Here is a 19,843-nt window from a genome sequence, read left to right on the forward strand (position 1 = left end):
TGGCAGTGGCCTGGCAAAAGAGGGGCCGCGTCAGTCGCGGCGGATGCGGGGATTCTATACGGGTCCGCGCGCCGGGGGGCGGGCCCGCCTCAGCCGAGCAGGCGGCCGTTGCGCATGCGGGTTCTGCCGCCCAGGCTCAGGCGGGTGCCCAGTTGCGTCAGCTTGTCCTGCAAGGGGCCGACGTGGGCGTGGCAGATGGCACAGGCCAGGGCGTCGGCCGAGTCGGGGGCGGGCGTGCCGTCCAGCGCCAGCAGGTGCTGCACCATCATCTGCACCTGCTCCTTGGCGGCGCGGCCGGTGCCCACCACCGCCTTCTTGATCTGCAGCGCGGTGTACTCATGCACCGCCAGCGAACTGTCGGCCAGCGCGCAAAGCGCCGCGCCGCGCGCCTGGCCCAGCAGCAGGGTGGAGGCCGGATTGGTGTTCAGGAAGACGATTTCCAGCGCGGCCACGTCGGGTTGCGTGTCGCGCGCCACCTGGCGCAGATTGTCCAGGATGACCTTGAGGCGTTCGGACAGCGTCAGCGCCGGCGGCACCACGATGGTGCCGCTGGCGACGTAACGCAGGCGCGGGCCGTCGGCATCGATCACACCGAAGCCGGTGCGGCGCAAGCCGGGATCGATGCCGAGGACGCGCATCAGTGGCGGAAGTGGCGGGTGCCGGTCAGCACCATGGCGATGCCGTGCTCGTCGGCCGCGGCGATGACTTCGTCATCGCGCACGCTGCCGCCGGGCTGGATCACGCAGGTCGCGCCCGCGGCCACCACCACGTCCAGGCCATCGCGGAACGGGAAGAAGGCGTCCGAGGCCACCGCCGAGCCCTTCAGCGTCAGGCCGGCGTTCTCGGCCTTGATCGAGGCGATGCGGGCCGAGTCGATGCGGCTCATCTGGCCGGCGCCCACGCCCAGCGTCATGCCGCCGCCGACGAACACGATGGCGTTGGACTTGACGTACTTGGCGACCTTCCAGGCGAACGCCAGGTCGTTCATTTCCTGCTCGGTGGGCTGGCGCTTGGTGACCACTTTCAGGGCGTCGCGCGGCACGTTGTAGGCATCCGGCGTCTGCACCAGCCAGCCGCCGCCGACGCGCTTGACGTCGAAGGCGTTCTGGCCCGTGCCCATCGGCACTTCCAGCACGCGCACGTTCTTCTTGGCGGCCAGGATGGCGAGCGCCGCGCCGTCATAGGCGGGCGCCAGCAGCACTTCCAGGAACTGGGCGCTGACCGCTTCGGCAGTGGCGGCGTCGACCGGGCGGTTGAAGGCGATGATGCCGCCGAAGGCCGAGGTCGGGTCGGTCTTGAAGGCCTGCTGGTAGGCGCCCAGGGTGTCGGCCGCCACGGCCACGCCGCAGGGGTTGGCGTGCTTGACGATGACGCAGGCGGGCGCCTCGAAGCTGCGCGCGCATTCCCAGGCGGCATCGGCGTCGGCGATGTTGTTGTACGACAGTTCCTTGCCCTGCAACTGGCGGTAGTTGCCCAGCAGGCCGGCGGGACGTTGCGCGTCGACGTAGAACGCCGCATTCTGGTGCGGGTTCTCGCCATAGCGCAGCGCTTGCTGTTGCTTGACCTGCAGGGTCAGCGTGCCGGGCCATTCCTGGCGGGCCGGCACGGCATCCTGCGCCGGCTCGGCCTCGGTCAGGCTGGTCAGGTAGGCGGCGATGGCGCCATCGTAGGCGGCGGTGTGGGCGTAGACCTTGGCGGCCAGCGCCAGGCGCAGGCCGTAGGAGGTGGCGCCGCCCTGGTCCATTTCGGACAGTACGCGCGAATAGTCGGCCGGGTCGATCACCACCGTCACGCCACCGGCCTCGGTGCCGTGGTTCTTGGCGGCGGCGCGCAGCATGGCCGGGCCGCCGATGTCGATGTTCTCGACCGCGTCGGCGAACGTGCAATCGGGCTTGGCCACGGTTTCGCGGAACGGATACAGGTTGACCACCAGCATGTCGATGCGATCGATGCCGGCCGCCTTGATGGTGTCCATGTGCTCGGCGCTGTCGCGGCGGGCCAGCAGGCCGCCGTGGATCTTCGGGTGCAGCGTCTTGACGCGGCCGTCCAGGATCTCGGGCGAGCCGGTATGGGCGGCCACTTCGGTGACGGTCAGGCCGGCGTCGGCCAGCAGGCGGGCGGTGCCGCCGGTCGACAGCAGGCGTACGCCACGCGCGGCCAGGGCGCGGGCAAATTCAACGATGCCGGTCTTGTCGGACACCGAAAGCAGGGCGGTTTCGATTTTCATGGTGAGGGACGGGAGTGGGGCGCGTACGCCTGTCTCGCTTCAGGTCGGGATGGGAAATCGGTGAAGCGGGCGCGCCTGCCGGCCCGCCCGCGCGGCAATGCTCTATACCTGGATGTTGTGGGCCAGCAGCTTCTTGCGCAGGGTGTTGCGGGTGATGCCCAGCATTTCGGATGCCCGCGACTGATTGCCGCCAGACCGTTCCAACGCCACTTCAAGCACCGGGCGCTCCACGCAGCGCATCACCATGTCCCACATGTCGTGGGGCTCGGATTCACCCAGGTCTTCGAAATAGCGCTCCAGGCTGGCGCGCACGCATTCTTCCAGGACATCTTTCTTGCTCATCGGAGTACAGATATTTTTATGTTGGTGTTGAGGCGGTTATGCCGCCAGCAGGGCTTTCGCGACCGGCGCCGGGTTGGGGTTGCCGTCACGGGAAAGATTGAGGAACCATTCCGACACCGCCCGCCACTGGTCGCGGGTGTTGTCGATGAGGTTCATGCGGTCGCGGAACGAGTCCGCGCCCGGCAGGCCGTCCAGATACCACCCTATGTGCTTGCGCGCCGTGCGTACGCCGGTGTGTTCGCCATAGAAGCGGTAGTGGTCGTCGAGATGTTCGAGCAGCAGTTCGCGCATTTCCCCATAGCTGGGAGGGGCCAGTATTTCGCCCGTGCGCAGATAGTGATCAACTTCGCGGAAGATCCAGGGCCGCCCTTGGGCTGCCCGGCCGATCATGACCGCGTCGGCGCCAGTGTAATCCAGGACGCGCCTGGCCTTTTCGGGCGAGTCGATATCGCCATTGGCGATCAGCGGGATTTTCAGCTCGGCGCGGACGGCGCGGATAGTGTCATATTCCGCCTCGCCCGTATAGAGGTCGGCGCGCGTGCGTCCATGCAGTGTGAGCGCGGCGATGCCGGCGTTTTCGGCCAGCCTGGCCACGCGCAGGGCGTTGCGGCTGTCGCGGTCCCAGCCGGTGCGGGTCTTGAGCGTGACCGGCACGCCCAGCGGCGCGCAGGCCTCGACCACGGCCTCCAGGATGCGGGCGATCAGGTCCTCGTGGCGCAGCAGGGCCGAGCCCGAGGCGACGTTGCAGACCTTTTTTACCGGGCAGCCCATGTTGATGTCGATGATGCGCGCGCCCTTGTTGGCGTTGAACACGGCGGCCTCGGCCATCATGGCCGGGTCGGCCCCGGCGATCTGCACCGATATGGGGGCGATCTCGCCATCGTGATTCAGACGGCGCGAGGTCTTGACGCTATCCCACAGCCTGGGGTTGCTGGCGGCCATTTCCGAGACGGCATAACCCGCCCCCAGTTTCTTGCAGAGCTGACGGAAAGGGCGGTCCGTCACGCCCGCCATGGGCGCGACCAGAACGTTGTTGGGAAGAGTCCACGGGCCGATGCGCATGCTCACATTTTAACCGGCTCGATCGAACCCTCTTTTTTGTCCCGCAACCGCTTGGTAACAGCCGGACGAAAAAGGGCAGGATCAGACCCGGAAACCCTGTAGCAGATGGCGCGCCAGCGGCGCCCGCAGTGGCGTGGCCAGGTCCAGGCCCAGCAGGGCCAGGCCGCAGGCATGCTCGACCGGCGCCAGGCCGGTGGCGAAGATGCGCGGCATCAGGTCGGTGACACTGGCGGTGATGAGCCGGTCCACCTGGCGTGCGCGGGCGAAATCGCGCAGCGCCTGGGCCGGAGTGGCGTTCGGCTGCGCCAGCCAGCCGCCCAGTGACTGGGCCAGCCGGGCGGCATCGCGCAGTCCCAGGTTGAGCCCCTGGCCGGCCACCGGGTGCAGCGTCTGCGCCGCATTGCCGATCACGGCTACGCGGCCTTGCACCAGGCCGCGGCGCGCGTTCAGCGCCAGCGGGAAGACGTGGCGCGGCGCCTGGCACGTCAGGCGGCCGAGACGATCGCCAAAGGCCGCGCTCAGGGCCTGCGAGAAGGCGAGATTGTCCAGCGCCGCCAGTTCGGCCGCGCGCTCGGGCGCGCTGCACCAGACCACTGAATAAGCGTCCGGGGTCTGCGGGTGCGGCAGCAGCGCCAGCGGCCCCTCGGCGGTGAAGCGCTCCCAGGCCCAGCCGCGGCGCGGCAGGCTGGCGTGGGCGGTGGTCAGCAGGGCGTGCTGGCCGTAGTCGCGGCGCACGTCGCCGCCGCCGGCGCCATCGGACTGCACCGCGATCCGGCAACTCAGCGCGGTCTCCCCCTGGCTGATGCGCACGCCGTCGGCATCCTGGCCATCGACCACGGCCGGCGGCCCGGACAGCAGCGTGACACCGCTGGCGGCTACGCATTCCTCCAGCCTGGCGTGCAGCGCCGAGTAGGCGACCACGCAGCCCAGCTGCGGTACGTCGAAATCGGTGTTGCGGATCACGCTGCGGCCGAGTCGGCCGCGCTGCGAGACGTGGATGTTGAGGATGTCCGCCGACCTGGCCGGCCAGGCATGCAACGATTCGAGCAGCACGCGGCTGCCATGGTTCATGGCCAGCACGCGCGGGTCGGTGGCGGGCACGGCGGCGGGCGCAGCCGCCGCGCCCTGCAGCAGGGCAATGCGGGACGGGTCCGGCGCCACGCGCGCCAGCATCAACGCCAGGACACGCCCCACGGGGCCGGCGCCGAGAATCGCAATGTCGAAGGCGGAGAGAGTCATGCCGGGATTTTACCTGTCCACTACAATCCGGTTCTGCCGGCGCGGCTTGGCGCCCGGGACCCATTACCGGTTGATCGATATGACGCAGCTTGAGGCTTCTTCTTCGCTGTCCGCCACCGTCGCGCGCCGCCCTCGCGGCAAGGTCGCCGTCGGCCTGCTGGCCTGTCTGTTCGGCTGGCTCGGCGCGCACTGGTGGTACCTGGGGCGGCGCCATGCCTGGCTGGTGACGACGCTGGCGCTGCTCAGTCTGTTCTGCGCGCTGCGCTACTACCCCGTCTGGTACGACAACCCGGCCTTCTTCCTCTTGTTCATTCCCATGATCGACGGTTTCATCGAGAGCGCGGTGTTCTCGCTGATGCCGGACGAGAAATTCGACCGGCGCTACAACCCCGGGCTACCGCCATCGCCGAAGACCGGCTGGGGGCCGGTGCTGGTCGCCATCCTGGCCTGCCTGGTCGGCGCCACCGTATCCATGTTCGCCATCGCGATGGTGGTGGTCTATGTGTGGGTGGCGATGGGCTGGCTGGATGGGCTGGCGCTGTAGGCCGGGGGCGGGCCGGCGGGAGGCGCGCCGCGCCCGGCAAGCGGCGCGGCCCCGCGTGCCGATGGGTTATTCGCGCATCAGCGCCTCGATTTCGCCGGCCTGCACCGGCACGCCGCGGGTAATCAGCTCGCAACCCTCGTCCGTCACCAGCGCATCGTCCTCGGTGCGGATGCCGATGTTCCAATAGGCCTCGGGCACGTCATCGGCCGGGCGGACATAGATGCCCGGCTCGATCGTCAGCATCATGCCGGTTTCCAGCTTGCGCCAGGGGCGCTCGGCGCCTGGCGCCGCGCCCGGCTGGCGGTAGTCGCCCACGTCATGCACGTCCAGCCCCAGCCAGTGGCCCGTGCGGTGCATATAGAAGCGGCTGTAGTCGCCCGACTCGATCACCCCGTCCAGCGACCCTTTGAGCAGTTTCAGGTCGAGCATGCCCTGCGCCAGCACGCGGACCGCGGCCTCGTGGCCGTCGTTCCAGCCGCGGCCCGGCGCGGTGGCCTGGGCCGCGGCCTCCTGGGCCGCCACCGTCAGGTCGTACAGGGCGCGCTGGGGGCCGCTGTAGCGGCCATTCACCGGGAAGGTGCGGGTGATGTCGCTGGCGTAGCTGTCGACTTCGCAGCCGGCGTCAATCAGCACCAGGTCGCCGTCGCGCAGCACCGCTTCGCCGGCAGGGTAGTGCAGCACGCAGGCATTGGCGCCGGCCGCGACGATGCTGTTGTAGGCCACCGCCTGGGCGCCGTGGCGGCGGAACTCATACAGCAGTTCCGCTTCCAGTTCGTATTCGCGCATGCCCGCGCGAGTGGCCCGCATGGCGCGCGCGTGGGCGCCAGCGGAGATCTTGGCGGCGCGCCGCATCGCGGCGATTTCGCTGGCGTCCTTGATCAGCCGCATCTCGGCCAGGATCGGGCGGATGTCCAGTTGCCGCGCGGGCGGCTGGTGGCCGCCGCGGCTGGCTTCGCGCGCCGCCGCCAGCCAGCGGTGCAGCCGGCCGTCGCTGCGCTTGTCGCCCGCCAGCGGCGCATACAGGGTCGGCTGGTCCAGCAGCAGCTTGGGCACCAGTTCGTCCAGCGCGTCCAGAGGATGCGCGTCGTCGAAGCCGAAGTGCTCGGCCGCCGCTTCCGGGCCGAAGCGCCGGCCTTCCCAGATCTCGTGCTCGATATGGCGAGGCCGGCAGAACAGCAGGGCGCGGTCGGTGGCCCCGGCGATCAGCACCAGCCAGGCGCCGGGTTCGGTGAAACCAGTGAGGTAGAAGAAGTCGCTGTCGTGCCGGTAGGGGTATTCGGCGTCACGGTTGCGGATGGCTTCGGGCGCGGTGGCCAGGACGGCGATGCCGCCGCCGTCGGCGCGCATCCGCGCCATCAGGCGCTGGCGGCGGGCGGCAAAAGGGGCGATATCGGTGGGAGGCAGGCTCATGGGCAAGGGGGGCGCAAGGCCCGGCGGGAAGCTGTGGTGCCACTTACTTTACTCGCCGTGCCGCCGATGCGACAGCCCGCGCGCATTCCCCCACCCGACACATGGATTCACTGGACTGTCACCGATGGACTGCTACAATCGCGGCTCTGTCATTGGGGAGTAGCCATCCTTTGTCCCCAAAGGAGTTAGCGTCAACAGACTTGGTGGTTCGGTACCGCGCAGCGGTCGCCAGAACGCCATGGCGCTAACGGTCTCCATGCCGCGGTCCGCCCGCGCATGGATCAGCCAGGCGAGACCTTTGGCCGCGTAGCGTTCACCCTGGCCGGGCGAGCCGCTGCGTCGCGCCAATTGGTTTCTGCTCGTCCGGCTCGTCCCCATGTTGCTTACCCTGTTCCTGTTTTTCCTGTCCGCGGCAGTGATCTATCTCGCCTGCGAATTCTTCGTCAATGGCGTCGAATGGGTCGGACACCGCTTCCAGCTCGGCGCCACCGCGACCGGCACCGTGCTGGCCGCATTCGGCACCGCCCTGCCCGAAAGCGCCGTGACCTTCATGGCGGTGGTGTTCGGCGATACGCCCGAACAGAAGGACATCGGCGTCGGCGCCGCCATGGGCGGCCCGCTGGTGCTGGCGACACTGGCCTACGCGGTGGTCGGTTTCGCCCTGTGGCGCGCCCGTCGCGGCCAGCCTGCCCAGGCCAACTGTATCAACGCGGACCAGCGCCGGCTGGCCCGCGACCAGGCCTGGTTCATGGGCATCTTCGTCTTCAAGGTCGGCCTGGGCCTGCTGGCCTTCGCCTGGAAGCCGTGGCTCGGCATCCTGTTCCTGGCCACCTACGGCCTGTACGTCAAGCGCGAGCTGAGCAATGACGAGGAATGCCTGGACTGCGAGGACCTGGAGCCGCTCAAGCTGCGTCCCCGCGACGACAATCCCTCGATGTTCTGGGCCGTGACCCAGACGCTGCTGGCGCTGATCGTGATCGCCGGCGCGTCGCACGTGTTCGTCAACCAGATCGAACTGCTGGGCATCGCCATGGGCGCCTCGCCGCACGTGGCCGCGCTGCTGCTGGCGCCCGTTGCCACGGAACTGCCGGAGATCATGAACGCGCTGATCTGGGTGCGCCAGGGCAAGGAACGCCTGGCGCTGGCCAATATCTCGGGCGCCATGATGATTCAGGCCACCATCCCCAGCGCCCTCGGCATCTTCCTGACCCCCTGGCTGCTCGACGGCCCGCTGCTGGCCGCGGGCTTGTTCACCATGCTGTCCATCGGCCTGTTGTGGCTGCGCTTCCGCCGTGCCGGCATGAGCGTGCCGGCGTTGTCGGCGGCGGGCGGCTTCTACGCGCTGTTCGCGGCCTACTTGGGTTGGCATTTCTACGCGTGACGGCATGACGGCGCGAGGCCTCGCGCCGGGTTGCACAAAAAGCAATTTTTGTGCCGGAAAACCTTGTCCATCAGTGGAAACCCGCGTAAAATCGTGCCCGTTATCCATCCCAGGAGCAGTCTTCGTGAATACCGATTCCGGCGAAAGTAGTCGATCTTGTATCGACGCCGCTGTTTGACAGGTCCACGCAGAACTCCGTCTGCCGCAGCCTGTTGAGCAGGTTGCGGTTTTATCCCAGGTCCGGGGCCTTATGCCCGGCGACAGCGCAAGCCAACGGCTTGCGGGGATGCTCCCCAACATAATCCGCCAGAACCGCCGCCAGTCGCAGCGCTTGTGGTCGTGCACGTCTCTTCCGTGCGCGTCAGGCGCGGTGGACTTGCGTGCGCGCGTATACGCGAAAGCCGCTCCCCATTCGCAATGGAGGTCGCTATGCGTTTCTTCGACTTGTTCCTGCGCCGCGCCGGCGTCGACCGTGCCACCGCCTTGGGCCGCCGCCGCGGCACGTCGCGCCTGACGGTCATCTGCCCGCGTAATGAATTGGGCGCGCTGCGCAAGCAGATCTGCCTGGACTTCAGCGCCGCCGGGCTCGATGTTTCGCAAGTGCAGATCGACCAGGGGCGCGACCCCGGCATGGCGTCGGCCTGCATTACCGTGAATTGCCCGCCCGAGCTGCGTGGCGAACTGATGTCGCAAGCCCGTCGGCTGAGCGCCAACCCCGCCGTGCGCCATGTGCATTTCGGCGCGCAACCGCTGGCGGCCTGAATCCGCCCGTCATCCCAAGGAGAGACCATGCCCAGTGCCTTAGACCCCGAGCCTCGATTGCGCCCTGCGCGCGGTACCGGCCTGCCTGTCTGACCTGTCTCCTCCTTTGCGAGCCGACTGGCCGGACACTCACCCGGTCTAGTACGGAATCCGCAGCCCCGAACCCCCGGCCTGGCCCGCTCGACGCGCGTCACTGCCGCCGGTCCCGGTTCTCCCGCTAGTTTCCCGTTCCGCTTCCCGCACCCGGCGCGCCTCGACGCGATCCGGACGCCGGCAACATCGCCCCGGTGCCTGCGCACGCCCGTACGGGGCGGCAACGGCCCGCCTCCGTGCGGGCCGCGGCCCCGTGCTGCCCGCGCGCGGCGCCTGGCGTCTGTCGTCCGTGTCTTCCCCAACAACACCAATAACGGGAACACTCCGATGTTCACATTCCTCAAGACCTTTTTCTCCTCCGCCGCCGGGCTGCGGCGGTCGGGGCGCCATTTCCGGCGTTCTCCCCTGCTGGAGCAGGGCGGCGCGCAAGCCGCCGCCGACAGCTCCGACGCCGCGCGCCGCGCCAATCGCCGCATGCTCGATGTGGCCCAGCGGGATGTCGAGGCGCTGTTCTCTCTGTTCCGCAGCAGCCGCGGCGGACTCTCGCAGGCCCAGGCAGAAGAGGCCCGCGCCCGCTACGGCGCCAATGACGTCGACCACGAAAAGCCGCTGACCTGGTATGCGCACCTCTGGCAATCGTTCCGCAATCCCTTCAACCTGCTGCTGACCGGACTGGCTTTGCTGTCCTGGGTCACCGACGTGTACATGGCCGGACCCGACGACCCGTCATGGAAGGGCGTCATCATCATTGGCTCGATGGTGGCGATCTCGACGCTGCTGCGCTTCGTGCAGGAGCGCCGTTCCAATCGCGCCGCCGAAGCGCTCAAGGCCATGGTGCAGAACACCGCCACCGTGCTGCGCAGCGATCCCGCCGGCATGGCCGAGGGGGATGCCCGCCGCTTCTTCGGCGCCACACTGCACGGCTCGGGTTCGCGCCAGATCGAGGTGCCACTGGCGGAGCTGGTGCCCGGCGATGTGGTGCTGCTGTCCGCCGGCGACATGATCCCGGCCGATTGCCGTATCCTGGGCGCGAAGGACCTGTTCGTGGCGCAGGCCGCGCTCACCGGGGAATCGCTGCCGGTGGAGAAGTACGCGGAGGCACGGGCCCAGACGGGCAACGCGCTGGAACTGGAGAACATGGCCTTCATGGGCACCAACGTGGTCAGCGGTTCAGGCAGCGCGCTGGTGGTGGCCACAGGCGCCGGCACCTATTTCGGCCAGTTGGCCGGACGCGTGACCCAGGCCTCGCGCATGCCGACGCAGTTCCAGCAGGGGATCAACCGCGTCAGCTGGGTGCTGATCCGCTTCATGCTGGTGATGGCGCCGATCGTGCTGCTGATCAACGGCTTCACCAAGGGCGACTGGCTCGAGGCCTTGCTGTTTGCGCTGGCCATCGCCGTCGGCCTGACGCCGGAAATGCTGCCGATGATCGTCACCGCCACGCTGGCCAAGGGCGCGGTGCGGATGTCGCGGCGCAAAGTCGTGGTCAAGCGGCTGGACGCGATCCAGAACCTGGGCGCCATGAACGTGCTCTGCACCGACAAGACCGGTACCCTGACCCAGGACCGCATCGCGCTCGAACGCCATACCGACGTATACGGCGCCACCAGCGACGATGTGCTGGCCTACGCCTATCTCAACAGCTACTACCAGACCGGCCTGAAGAACCTGCTCGACGTGGCCGTGCTGCGCCACGCCGAGGTGGAGCGCAAACTCGACCTGGCCGCCCGCTACCGCAAGATCGACGAAATTCCGTTCGACTTCTCGCGTCGCCGCATGTCGGTGGTGGTCAGCGAAACCGAGAACGGCCGCGAGCATCATGAACTGATCTGCAAGGGCGCGCTGGAGGAAATGCTGTCGGTCTGCACCCGGCTGCGGGTCGGCAATGACGTCCACCTGTTGACCGACGCGCGCCGTGCCGACATCCGCGGCGTCACCGCCGACCTGAACCGCGACGGGCTGCGGGTGATCGCGGTGGGCGTGCGCGAGTTGCCGCCCACCCAGCAGGCCTATGGCGTGGCCGACGAGGCCGACCTGGTGCTGGTCGGATACATCGCCTTCCTCGATCCCCCCAAGGAATCCACCGGCCCGGCGCTGGCCGCCCTGCGCGACTCCGGCATCGAGGTCAAGGTGCTGACCGGCGATGTCGAACTGGTGACGCAGAAAGTGTGCCGCGAAGTCGGCTTCGACGTGCGCAAGGTCTGCCTGGGCGCCGACATCGAGTCCATGGATGACGGCCGGCTGGCCGTGGCGGTGCGCGAGGCCAATGTGTTCGCCCGCCTGACCCCGGCGCACAAGGAGCGCATCGTGCGGATGTTGCGCGCCCAGGGCAATACCGTGGGTTTCATGGGCGATGGCATCAACGACGCCCCGGCCCTGCGCGCCGCGGACGTGGGCATCTCGGTGGATTCGGCGGTCGATATCTCGAAGGAGGCCGCCGACATCATCCTGCTGGAAAAGAGCCTGATGGTGCTGGAGGACGGCGTGATCGAGGGCCGCAAGACCTTCTGCAACATGCTCAAGTACCTGAAGATGACCGCCAGCTCCAATTTCGGCAACGTCTTCTCGGTGCTGGTGGCCAGCGCCTTCCTGCCGTTCCTGCCGATGTTGCCGATCCACCTGCTGCTGCAGAACTTGATGTACGACATCTCGCAGACCGCGATTCCGTTCGACAACGTGGACGAGGAGCTGCTGAAAAAGCCGCAGCAATGGGATCCCGCCGGGCTTGGCCGCTTCATGGTGTTCTTCGGGCCGATCAGTTCCCTTTTCGATATCGCCACGTATGCGCTCATGTGGTACGTGTTCCAGGCCAATGCGCCCGAGCACCAGACCCTGTTCCAATCGGGCTGGTTCGTCGAGGGCCTGTTGTCGCAGACGCTCATCGTGCATATGATCCGCACACGCAAGGTGCCGTTCCTGCAGAGCCGGGCCGCCTGGCCATTGATGGCGATGACGGCGATGGTGGTGGGGTTGGGAGTGTTCCTGCCGTTCTCGCCCTTGGCCGGATATTTCCAGTTGCAGGCGCTGCCGTGGAGCTACTTCCCCTGGCTGGCGGGCATCCTGTTGGGCTACTGCGCGCTGACCCAATTGCTCAAGGGCCTCTGGGTACGCCGCTATGGTTGGCAATAGGCATTCTTGACATGTACCGCGGCGGGCCAGCCCGCCGCGGCTTCTGGAGAACAGCATGAAAATCTCGACTGTTGCCGCCGCCATGGTGGCGGGCGCGGCCTGTTGGCTGCCGGGCGCCTGTGCGGCCGCCGACCCTCCGGGGGTGCAGCTCTACGGCGTGGTCGACGCCGGTATCGCCACCACGCATATCTCGGGGCAGGGCAGCCATACCGGCATGCTCAGTGGCGGCCTGACCGATTCCCTGTGGGGGTTGCGCGCAAGCGAGGATCTGGGCGATGGCTGGCATACCCGCTTCCAGCTTGAAAGCGGCTTCGACCCGGCCACCGGCAAGCGCGCCGACGATGCGCGCCTGTTCAACTATGGCGCCTGGGTCGGTTTGGCCCACGAACACTATGGCGACCTGCGCCTGGGGCGCCAGTACACCGTCGGCAAGACCTACGGCAATGCGCTGGAACTGGCGTCCTGGAAGGAAATGGGCATGGGCGCCACTTTCAAGGCTTCGGACAACTACCAGTTCAGCAACCTGATCAACTACTACACCCCCACCTGGAACGGCTTGCAGGCCGGCATCGGCTACGCCTTCGATGCCGACGACCGTGGCCGCTTCCAGACGGCGGCCAACAACCGCGCGCTCAGCCTGGGCGTGAAGTACGAGGAAGGGCCTTGGCTGGCGGTCGCCACCTGGGATCGGATGCGCCTGGCCGAGCCGCCCGCGGGCAGCGACGGACAGCCGCAGGCGCTGCAACTGGGCATCGCCTACGACTTCGAGGTGGTCAAGGTGTCGCTGGCCTGGTCGCGCCAGCGCAACGGCTACGTCGGTCTGGACGGGGGCGATCCGGACAACCTGGGCCAGAACCTGGGGCCGGCGGCCTTCGTGCGCGGCGGTCGCGTCAATGCCTGGCTGCTGGGCGCCAGCGTGCCGGTGGGCCATGGCGCGGTGGTGGCGCAGTGGTCGCTGGCGCAGCCCGACTGGAAATGGGAGGACGGTTCGACGGCGCGCAATGCGCAAGTGTTGACATTGGGTTATACGTATGATCTGTCGCCGCGCACCACGCTCTATGCGTTCGCCGGCTACGCGTCCAATTACACCCTGGACAACCAGTTCGACCCGGGGCATTCCCACACCACGCGCTTCGGCACCGGCATTGCGCACCGGTTTTGAGGCGCGAAGGGCGGCCGGGTCCACTACAATCGACCCGGCCGCGCGTTCAGGCCCGGCAGGGCCGGGGCGCGCCCCGTCGGCATTTTCCGGATGACCCGCATGGACAGTCTCGAATGGCTCATACCCTGGGAGTTCTCTCCCACGCTGGTGGCCTCCTTTCTGGTGGCCATCGTGCTGTTCGTGCGCGGGCAGCGCGTGCACCACGTGACGGCGGCGCGCCGCGTGCTGTTCTGGGTGGGCATGGTGCTGTTGTACCTGTCGCTGCACACCCGTCTGGATTATTACGCCGAGCGCATGTTTTTCATCCACCGCATCCAGCATCTGGTGCTGCACCACCTGGGGCCCTTGCTGGTGATGGCGGCGTTTCCCGGGCAGGTCATGCGGGCCGGGCTGCCGCTGCGCTGGCGCGTGCGCCTGCGTGACTTCCTGCGCACCGGCGCCGGCCGCGCCACCGTGGCGGCGCTGACCCACAAGATCCTCGTGCCGGCGCTGTTCGTGTTCCTGGTGCTGGTCTGGTTGATCCCGTCGGTGCAGTTCTACTCCATGCTCGACTGGCGGTTGTACCGACTGATGAACTGGTCGGTGGTGATCAGCGGCTTCATGTACTGGAACCTGATCCTGGACCGCCGCCCTGCGCCGCCGGCCGCGATGACGCCGGGCGGGCGCGTGATATCACCGATCCTGACGATGCTGCCGCAGATGGTGGCGGGCGCCGTCATCGCCTTCACCGAAAGCGATATCTATCCCTTGTTCGAATTGTGCGGCCGGGCCATCGCCATGTCGGCGCAGACCGACCAGACCATCGGCGGGCTGACCATGTGGATTCCCGCCGCGTTGGTCGAGGTGATCGGGCTGATGGTGGCGCTGGGCACGCTGATGCGTTTATCGGCCAAAGGCCGTTTGCGCAAGGCCGACCGCGATGCCCTGGCACGTGCCAGGGCGCGCCGGGCGGCGTCGGTCTAGCTGCCACCAGGGCCTGGCGGCGGGCATGGGGCAGGCGGCCGCTTGCGGCCGCCGTGTCATTCCGGCAGCAGGCCGTGGTATTTCTTGCCGAGCGCCACGGTGGCCTGGAACATCCCGGCCTTGTTGCCGCAGTCATAGCGCGTGCCTTCGTAGCGATGCGCATACACCGCGCGTTCGCGCATCATCGAGGCGATGCCGTCGGTCAGCTGGATCTCGTTGCCGGCGCCCATCTTGGTCGAGCGCAGGTGATCGAAGATCGCCGCTTCCAGCACGTAGCGTCCCACCACCGCGAGGGTCGACGGGGCGGCGGCGGGATCGGGTTTTTCGACGATGTGGGTGACGCGCTCGGTACGGCCATCGCCCTCGCCATCGCGGGTGGCCACGATGCCATACTTGCGCGTGTCTTCGCGCGGCACATCCTGCACGCCCAGCACGCTGGCGTTCTGCGCCACGGCGATGTCCACCAGTTGCTTCATGGCCGGCGTGTCGGCGTCGATCAGGTCGTCGGCCAGCAGCACGGCGAAGGGCTCGTCGCCCACGGCCGGCGCGGCCGACAGCACCGCGTGGCCCAGACCCAGCGGCGCCGATTGGCGGATATAGAGGCAATTGACGTGGGCGGGTAGAATGCCCCGCACCATGGCGAGAAGCTCGTGCTTGCCCTTGCTTTCGAGGTCGGATTCCAGCTCGGGCGCGGAATCGAAATGGTCTTCGATGGCCCGTTTGTTGCGACCCGTAACGAAGATCAGGTCGGTGATACCGGCGGCCACGGCTTCTTCGACGGCGTACTGGATCAGCGGCTTGTCGACCACGGGCAGCATTTCCTTGGGCATCGCCTTGGTGGCGGGCAGGAACCGCGTGCCCATGCCGGCGACAGGGAAAACGGCTTTACGGACGGGACGCATTGAAACCTCGTTTGGGGTATCGATGAAACATTTTAAGCGCATCGCTATCATAGGCTCATGAACCGCAGGAAAATGCCATCCATTTGCTCGATTGCGCGGCGAGGCGCGACCATCGGAATCTGTGTCGCGCTGGCGGTGCCAGCCTTGCCCGTGACGGCCTGGGCCCAGCCGGTGGGCCTGCCCTCGATGGGCGCGGCTTCCGCCGCGGACCTGTCGCCCGCGCTGGAGCGCAGTCTGGGCGAAGCCATCATGTCGCAGGGGCGGCGCGATCCGACCTACGTCGATGATCCCGAACTCAGCCAGTACCTCACCACCATGGGGCGCAAGCTGGCGGCGTTCTCGCCCGGCGCGGTGCCCGATGTCGAGATGTTCGGCGTGCGCGACCCCGAGATCAACGCGTTCGCCATGCCGGGCGGCTTCATCGGCGTCAACACCGGGCTGATCGTGTCCTCCGGCAGCGAATCCGAACTGGCGGCGGTGCTGGCGCACGAAATCGGCCACGTGGTCCAGCGGCACATCGCGCGCGGCATGACGCAGCAGAGCCAGAACAGCATGGTCATGCTGGCGAGCCTGGCGGGCGCGCTGCTGGCGGCGCTGGCCGGCGGTGGCGGCAACCTGGCGATGGGCGTGGCCGCGTTCGGCCAGGCCGCCGCCATCAATCGCCAGCTGGGCTTCTCGCGCGATGCCGAGCGCGAGGCCGACCGCGCCGGCTTCACCATGTTGACCAAGGCGGGCTATGACCCGCAAGGCATGGCGCAGATGTTCTCGCGCCTCATGAGCGCCTCGCGCCTGAACGAAGGCGCCGGCGGCGGCTCGTGGGCCAGTACCCACCCGCTGTCCATCGAGCGTATGTCCGATGTGCAGAACCGGGTGCGTTCGCTACCGCCATCTCGCCATGTCGACAGCGATGATTTCTGGTACATCCGCGCCAAGATGCGCGTGGTGCAAGGGCGCGATGCGGTCAGCCTGCGCACCGCCGGACAGCAGTTGCAGGACGAGGCCCAGGCCCTGTCCGGGGTGCGCCGTTCGGCCGCGTACTACGGGCTGGCCCTGCAGGCGTTCCAGCGCAACAGCCTGGACGAAGCCGAGCGCCAGCTCGCGCAGGCCGCCGCCGACGGTCGCGATTCGCCGCAGATGGCCAAGCTTGCCGTCGATATCGCGTTGGCGCGCAAGGATTACCGGCGGGCCCAGGACCTGGCGCAGGCCGCGATCCGGCGCTGGCCCGGGCAGCGGGCGCTGGGCATCGCCTACGCCTCGGCGCTGCAGGCCAATGGCCGCCACGCCGAGGCCCAGGAGTATCTGCGCGCCAGGATCAAGCAGTGGGGCTCGGACGAGCCCAGCCTCTACCAGATGCTGGCGCAGAGCGAAGAGCGCACCGGCAAGCCGGTGCAGGCGCGCCGCGACCTGGCGCGCTATTACGTGATGACCGGCGCCTTCGCGGCGGCGGAGTCGCAGCTGCAGCAGGCGCGCGGCATGTCCACCGATTTCTACGAGCAATCGCAGATCGACGTGCAGATCAAGGAAGTCAAGGACCGGCTGGCCGAAGAGCGCCAGTTGCTGGAGCGTTTCAAGTCGGGTTGATGCGGCGCCGGTGCGCGCGTGGGCGCTGCCGGGGCGAGCCGGGCCCGCGCCAGCGCCGGAACCGGTGCGCAGGCCGCGCCTGGCGAACGACTACAGGCCGGTCTCGAAGAATCGGCCCAGCCGCTGCGGCAGCCAGCCCAGATGGGCCGGAAACGCCCCCGTCGGGAATCCCGCGTGGCCGCCGTCGGTCGGCTGGTGCAAGAGGATGCTGGACGAGCACTCGTCCGGCTTGGGCAGGGCGCTGGCGGGAATGAACGGATCGTTCAGCGCGTTCAGCACCAGCGTCGGCACCGCGATCCGTGGCAGCCAGGGCTTGCTTGAGGCCCGCGTCCAGTAATCGAGCGCATTGCGGAACCCATGCATGGGCGCGGTGTAGGCGTCGTCGAAATCGCGCAGGTCGCGCGCGTGGGCGATGCGCATCACGTCGATGGCGCCGGGATAGCGGTGCGCCTTCTCCAGGACCTTGTGCTTGAGCGTCTTGAGGAAATGGCCGGTGTAGACCTTGCGGTTGAAGAACCCGGTCGACAGCGTCTTGCCGCAGGCCACCAGGTCCAGCGGCACCGACACGCCCGCGCAGGCTGTCAGCCAGCCGGTGTCTTCCTGGTGTTCGCCCAGGTATTTCAGCAGAGCATTGCCGCCCAGCGACACGCCCACCGCGTGCCAGCGCGCGTGCGGGATACGGTCGCGCACCGTGTTCAGCAGGAAGCCGACCTCGGCCGAGTCGCCGGAATAATACGCCCGCGCCAGGCGGTTGGGCACACCCGAGCAGCCGCGGAAGTGGGCGATGACGACGATCCAGCCACGCGCCCGGAAGTGGTGCGCGATGGACTGGGCATAGCGGCTGTTGCTGCCGCCTTCCAGGCCATGGAACAGCAGCAGCGCCGGCGTGTCGGCCGTCTGCGGCAATGATTTCCAGTCGGCTTCGGTCATCCAGCGCGCGGCCGCGGTCTTGCCGTTGGCGACCGGCCGCTGGCCGCTCACGGGCGCGCCGTCGGCGGCCTTGTGCGGGAACAGCCCGGGCCCGGTCCAATCGAAATCGACGAAGTCGGTGTCGGGCGTTTCGACCCGGTCTCGCACGAAGGCGATGCGGTGGTACTGCGCGAACAGCGCGGCGTAGACCGTCTGGGCATCGCCTCCGGGCAGCCAGGAGGGAACAGGGCAGGGCGTTGTGTCGAAGCGAGCAGCAGCCAAAGTCGACCCGGTCAGTGCAGCATGTCGGGCACGTCGTGCAAGTCGAGCACCCCGGCTTCGGTGGGCGCCGACGAGGCGTGGTGCATGACCATGCGCCAGCCGGTGGGGCCCTTGTGATAGATATTGGTGGCGTAGCAGTTGGCGAACTGCGTGCCTTCCCGTGTGCGCACCGCGACCTGCTCGACCAGTACATGCACCGCGCACATCATGCTCAGCATGACCAGCGGGCGCAGCGGCCGGATGTGCAACGGCCCATTCGCCAGCACGTGTTGCCAGGATTCCTGCACGGCCGAGTGGCCGACGATACGCAGGCCGCCCGGGTGAATGCAGACGACTTCCTCGTCGTCCGCCCACACCTGCATCAGGCGGACGGTGTCCCCCTGCTCAAGGGCTTCATAGAAGGCGTGTTCTGCTTCTTCGGGCGTGGCGAACATGGTGGCGGAACGGATGGCTATTGGGCGGCGGGTCTTCTCAGTGGCCGTGGCCGTGCAGCACGGTGCCGGGCTTGAGCCGATACTCGGCGCCACAATAGGCGCAGCGCGCCGAGCCGTTGTGGGCGACGTCCAGGAAGACGCGCGGGTGCATGCTCCACAGCGGGGCCTTGGGACCCGGACAGAACACAGGCAGGTCTTCGGCGCCGACTTCGATGACTTCGTGGGGGGCGGCGGCCGGGGCAGCGGCGGTCATGGAATTTCCTGAATAAAAAATACCGGTGATACGGTAGGTTGGGGCAGTAATGCTGCCCTGCCAGGGCAGGGCGGCGCGAATCAGACTTTGCTCAGCCAGTGATGGTACTTCGGGTTGCGGCCATTCACCATGTCAAAAAACGCCTTCTGCAGTTTCTCGGTGATGGGGCCGCGCCGGCCCGAGCCGATCTGGCGGTTGTCGACCTCGCGGATCGGCGTGACTTCCGCGGCGGTGCCGGTGAAGAAGGCTTCGTCGGCGATGTAAACGTCGTCGCGCGTCACGCGCTTGGTCACCACGCGCAGGCCGAAATCGGCCGCCAGCGCATGGATGGTGGAACGGGTGATGCCGGTCAGCGCCGAGGCGATTTCGGGCTCGCACAGCACGCCATCCTTGACCAGGAACAGGTTTTCGCCCGAGCCTTCGGCCACGAAGCCCTCGGTGTCCAGCAGCAGGGCCTCGTCGTAGCCGTCCTGCAGGGCCTCGGTATTGGCCAGGATCGAGTTGGCGTAGGTGCTGGCGACCTTGGCGCGCGGCATGGTCACATTGACATGCTGGCGGGCGAACGACGATACCTTGACCCGAATGCCCTGCGACAGGGCTTCTTCGCCCAGGTAGGCGCCCCAGGGCCAGGCGGCGATGGCCACGTGCACCTTGGCGCCCTTGGGCGACACGCCCATCTTTTCGGGGCCGTAGAACACCAGCGGGCGCAGGTAGCAGGATTCCAGCTGGTTCTCGCGCACCACCGCGCGCTGGGCTTCGTTGATCGTGTCGCGATCGAACGGCATCGGAATCTGGTAAATGTGCGCCGAGTTGAACAGACGGTTGGTGTGGTCTTCGAGGCGGAAGATGGCGGTGCCGATCTCGGAGCGGTAGGCGCGCACGCCCTCGAATACCGACAGGCCGTAGTGCAGGGAGTGCGTCAGGACGTGCGTGGTCGCATCGCGCCAGGGCACGAGCTTGCCGTCATACCAGATGAAGCCATCGCGGTCAGCCATCGACATGGTCTGCTCCCTGTCTAAACCCGAGGGCCGTATTGTATCAAGCGGCGAGGTTACAATAACGCGCTATTCGCGCACCGGCGCGGTGCCCTCGGGCGCCGACGGGCCCGGCGGGCGAACAGGTTGTCGTGCGTTTCCTTTCCCACAGAGTTTCCATGTCGTCCTGTCCG

18 protein-coding genes, 1 tRNA gene, 1 pseudogene and 1 riboswitch are annotated in these 19,843 nt (G+C 67.7%); of the genes and pseudogenes, 9 read left to right on the top strand and 11 right to left on the bottom strand.

The features are described 5' to 3' along the window. Positions 1-89: 89 nt before the first annotated feature. The 5 genes from ruvC to HV701_RS00725 all read right to left on the bottom strand — a co-directional run bounded on the left by ruvC (position 90) and on the right by HV701_RS00725 (position 4,870). A complete protein-coding gene (gene ruvC / locus HV701_RS00705; protein ID WP_175131237.1) occupies positions 90-638 on the bottom strand; it encodes a crossover junction endodeoxyribonuclease RuvC in 549 nt (182 codons plus the stop codon). Then, positions 638-2,227, bottom strand: a complete 1,590-nt coding sequence (gene purH / locus HV701_RS00710; protein ID WP_175131238.1) for a bifunctional phosphoribosylaminoimidazolecarboxamide formyltransferase/IMP cyclohydrolase — start codon at positions 2,225-2,227, stop codon at positions 638-640. The genes ruvC and purH overlap by 1 nt, the downstream gene beginning before the upstream one ends. A 102-nt stretch (positions 2,228-2,329) precedes the next feature. Next, complete coding sequence (locus HV701_RS00715; RefSeq protein ID WP_006217670.1) at positions 2,330-2,569, bottom strand: helix-turn-helix domain-containing protein; 240 nt, start codon at positions 2,567-2,569, stop codon at positions 2,330-2,332. A 36-nt stretch (positions 2,570-2,605) separates the two neighbouring features. Continuing rightward, positions 2,606-3,631: a tRNA dihydrouridine synthase DusB gene (gene dusB, locus HV701_RS00720; protein ID WP_175131399.1), complete on the bottom strand. Its 1,026-nt coding sequence runs from the start codon at positions 3,629-3,631 to the stop codon at positions 2,606-2,608. 81 nt (positions 3,632-3,712) lie between these two features. Continuing rightward, positions 3,713-4,870 (bottom strand): UbiH/UbiF/VisC/COQ6 family ubiquinone biosynthesis hydroxylase, encoded by a 1,158-nt coding sequence (locus tag HV701_RS00725; protein WP_175131239.1) that lies wholly within the window; start codon positions 4,868-4,870, stop codon positions 3,713-3,715. A 79-nt stretch (positions 4,871-4,949) separates the two neighbouring features. On the opposite strand from HV701_RS00725, the gene HV701_RS00730 reads away from it, so the two are divergent. After that, positions 4,950-5,414: a TM2 domain-containing protein gene (locus HV701_RS00730; RefSeq protein ID WP_175131240.1), complete on the top strand. Its 465-nt coding sequence runs from the start codon at positions 4,950-4,952 to the stop codon at positions 5,412-5,414. 66 nt (positions 5,415-5,480) lie between these two features. Here the strand turns inward: HV701_RS00730 and HV701_RS00735 are convergent, their stop codons facing one another. Further along, positions 5,481-6,824 (bottom strand): aminopeptidase P N-terminal domain-containing protein, encoded by a 1,344-nt coding sequence (locus HV701_RS00735; RefSeq protein WP_175131241.1) that lies wholly within the window; start codon positions 6,822-6,824, stop codon positions 5,481-5,483. Between the two features lie 135 nt (positions 6,825-6,959). Continuing rightward, positions 6,960-7,122: riboswitch (yybP-ykoY riboswitch) on the top strand. Positions 7,123-7,200: 78 nt separating this feature from the next. Between HV701_RS00735 and HV701_RS00740 the strand changes: the two genes are divergently transcribed. The 7 genes and pseudogenes from HV701_RS00740 (at position 7,201) to HV701_RS00770 (ending at position 14,314) form a co-directional block, all read left to right on the top strand. Then, complete coding sequence (locus HV701_RS00740; RefSeq protein WP_175131242.1) at positions 7,201-8,205, top strand: sodium:calcium antiporter; 1,005 nt, start codon at positions 7,201-7,203, stop codon at positions 8,203-8,205. Positions 8,206-8,634: 429 nt separating this feature from the next. Further along, positions 8,635-8,967 (top strand): hypothetical protein, encoded by a 333-nt coding sequence (locus HV701_RS00745; protein WP_175131243.1) that lies wholly within the window; start codon positions 8,635-8,637, stop codon positions 8,965-8,967. Positions 8,968-9,387: 420 nt separating this feature from the next. Further along, the gene (gene mgtA / locus HV701_RS00750; protein ID WP_175131244.1) at positions 9,388-12,189 is read left to right on the top strand and encodes a magnesium-translocating P-type ATPase; all 2,802 of its coding nucleotides are present in this window, start codon (positions 9,388-9,390) and stop codon (positions 12,187-12,189) included. A gap of 214 nt (positions 12,190-12,403) precedes the next feature. Beyond that, positions 12,404-12,985: pseudogene (locus tag HV701_RS27005) on the top strand (porin); the annotation flags it as partial. Positions 12,986-13,121: 136 nt separating this feature from the next. Further along, positions 13,122-13,241: transfer RNA gene (locus tag HV701_RS00760), tRNA-Ser, on the top strand. Beyond that, a complete protein-coding gene (locus HV701_RS00765; RefSeq protein WP_175131102.1) occupies positions 13,199-13,351 on the top strand; it encodes a hypothetical protein in 153 nt (50 codons plus the stop codon). The genes HV701_RS00760 and HV701_RS00765 overlap by 43 nt, the downstream gene beginning before the upstream one ends. 90 nt (positions 13,352-13,441) lie before the next feature. Then, positions 13,442-14,314, top strand: a complete 873-nt coding sequence (locus tag HV701_RS00770; RefSeq protein ID WP_175131245.1) for a cytochrome c oxidase assembly protein — start codon at positions 13,442-13,444, stop codon at positions 14,312-14,314. 56 nt (positions 14,315-14,370) lie between these two features. On the opposite strand, the gene galU is transcribed toward HV701_RS00770, so the two are convergent. Next, positions 14,371-15,216 (bottom strand): UTP--glucose-1-phosphate uridylyltransferase GalU, encoded by an 846-nt coding sequence (galU, locus tag HV701_RS00775; protein ID WP_175131246.1) that lies wholly within the window; start codon positions 15,214-15,216, stop codon positions 14,371-14,373. Positions 15,217-15,273: 57 nt separating this feature from the next. On the opposite strand from galU, the gene HV701_RS00780 reads away from it, so the two are divergent. After that, on the top strand, positions 15,274-16,797 hold the full coding sequence (locus HV701_RS00780; protein ID WP_175131247.1) for a M48 family metalloprotease: 1,524 nt from the start codon (positions 15,274-15,276) through the stop codon (positions 16,795-16,797). Positions 16,798-16,887: 90 nt separating this feature from the next. Here the strand turns inward: HV701_RS00780 and HV701_RS00785 are convergent, their stop codons facing one another. The 4 genes from HV701_RS00785 to HV701_RS00800 form a co-directional block, all read right to left on the bottom strand. Next, complete coding sequence (locus tag HV701_RS00785) at positions 16,888-17,988, bottom strand: YheT family hydrolase (protein WP_175131248.1); 1,101 nt, start codon at positions 17,986-17,988, stop codon at positions 16,888-16,890. Positions 17,989-17,999: 11 nt separating this feature from the next. Beyond that, positions 18,000-18,422: a YybH family protein gene (locus tag HV701_RS00790; protein WP_025136834.1), complete on the bottom strand. Its 423-nt coding sequence runs from the start codon at positions 18,420-18,422 to the stop codon at positions 18,000-18,002. A 37-nt stretch (positions 18,423-18,459) separates the two neighbouring features. Then, entirely contained in the window at positions 18,460-18,675 is a 216-nt protein-coding gene (locus HV701_RS00795; RefSeq protein ID WP_175131249.1) for a zinc-finger domain-containing protein, read from the bottom strand. An 80-nt stretch (positions 18,676-18,755) separates the two neighbouring features. Then, positions 18,756-19,676, bottom strand: a complete 921-nt coding sequence (locus HV701_RS00800) for a branched-chain amino acid transaminase (RefSeq protein ID WP_175131250.1) — start codon at positions 19,674-19,676, stop codon at positions 18,756-18,758. Positions 19,677-19,843: the final 167 nt, after the last annotated feature.

The organism is Achromobacter pulmonis, assembly GCF_902859765.1.
Lineage (GTDB): Bacteria > Pseudomonadota > Gammaproteobacteria > Burkholderiales > Burkholderiaceae_B > Achromobacter > Achromobacter pulmonis.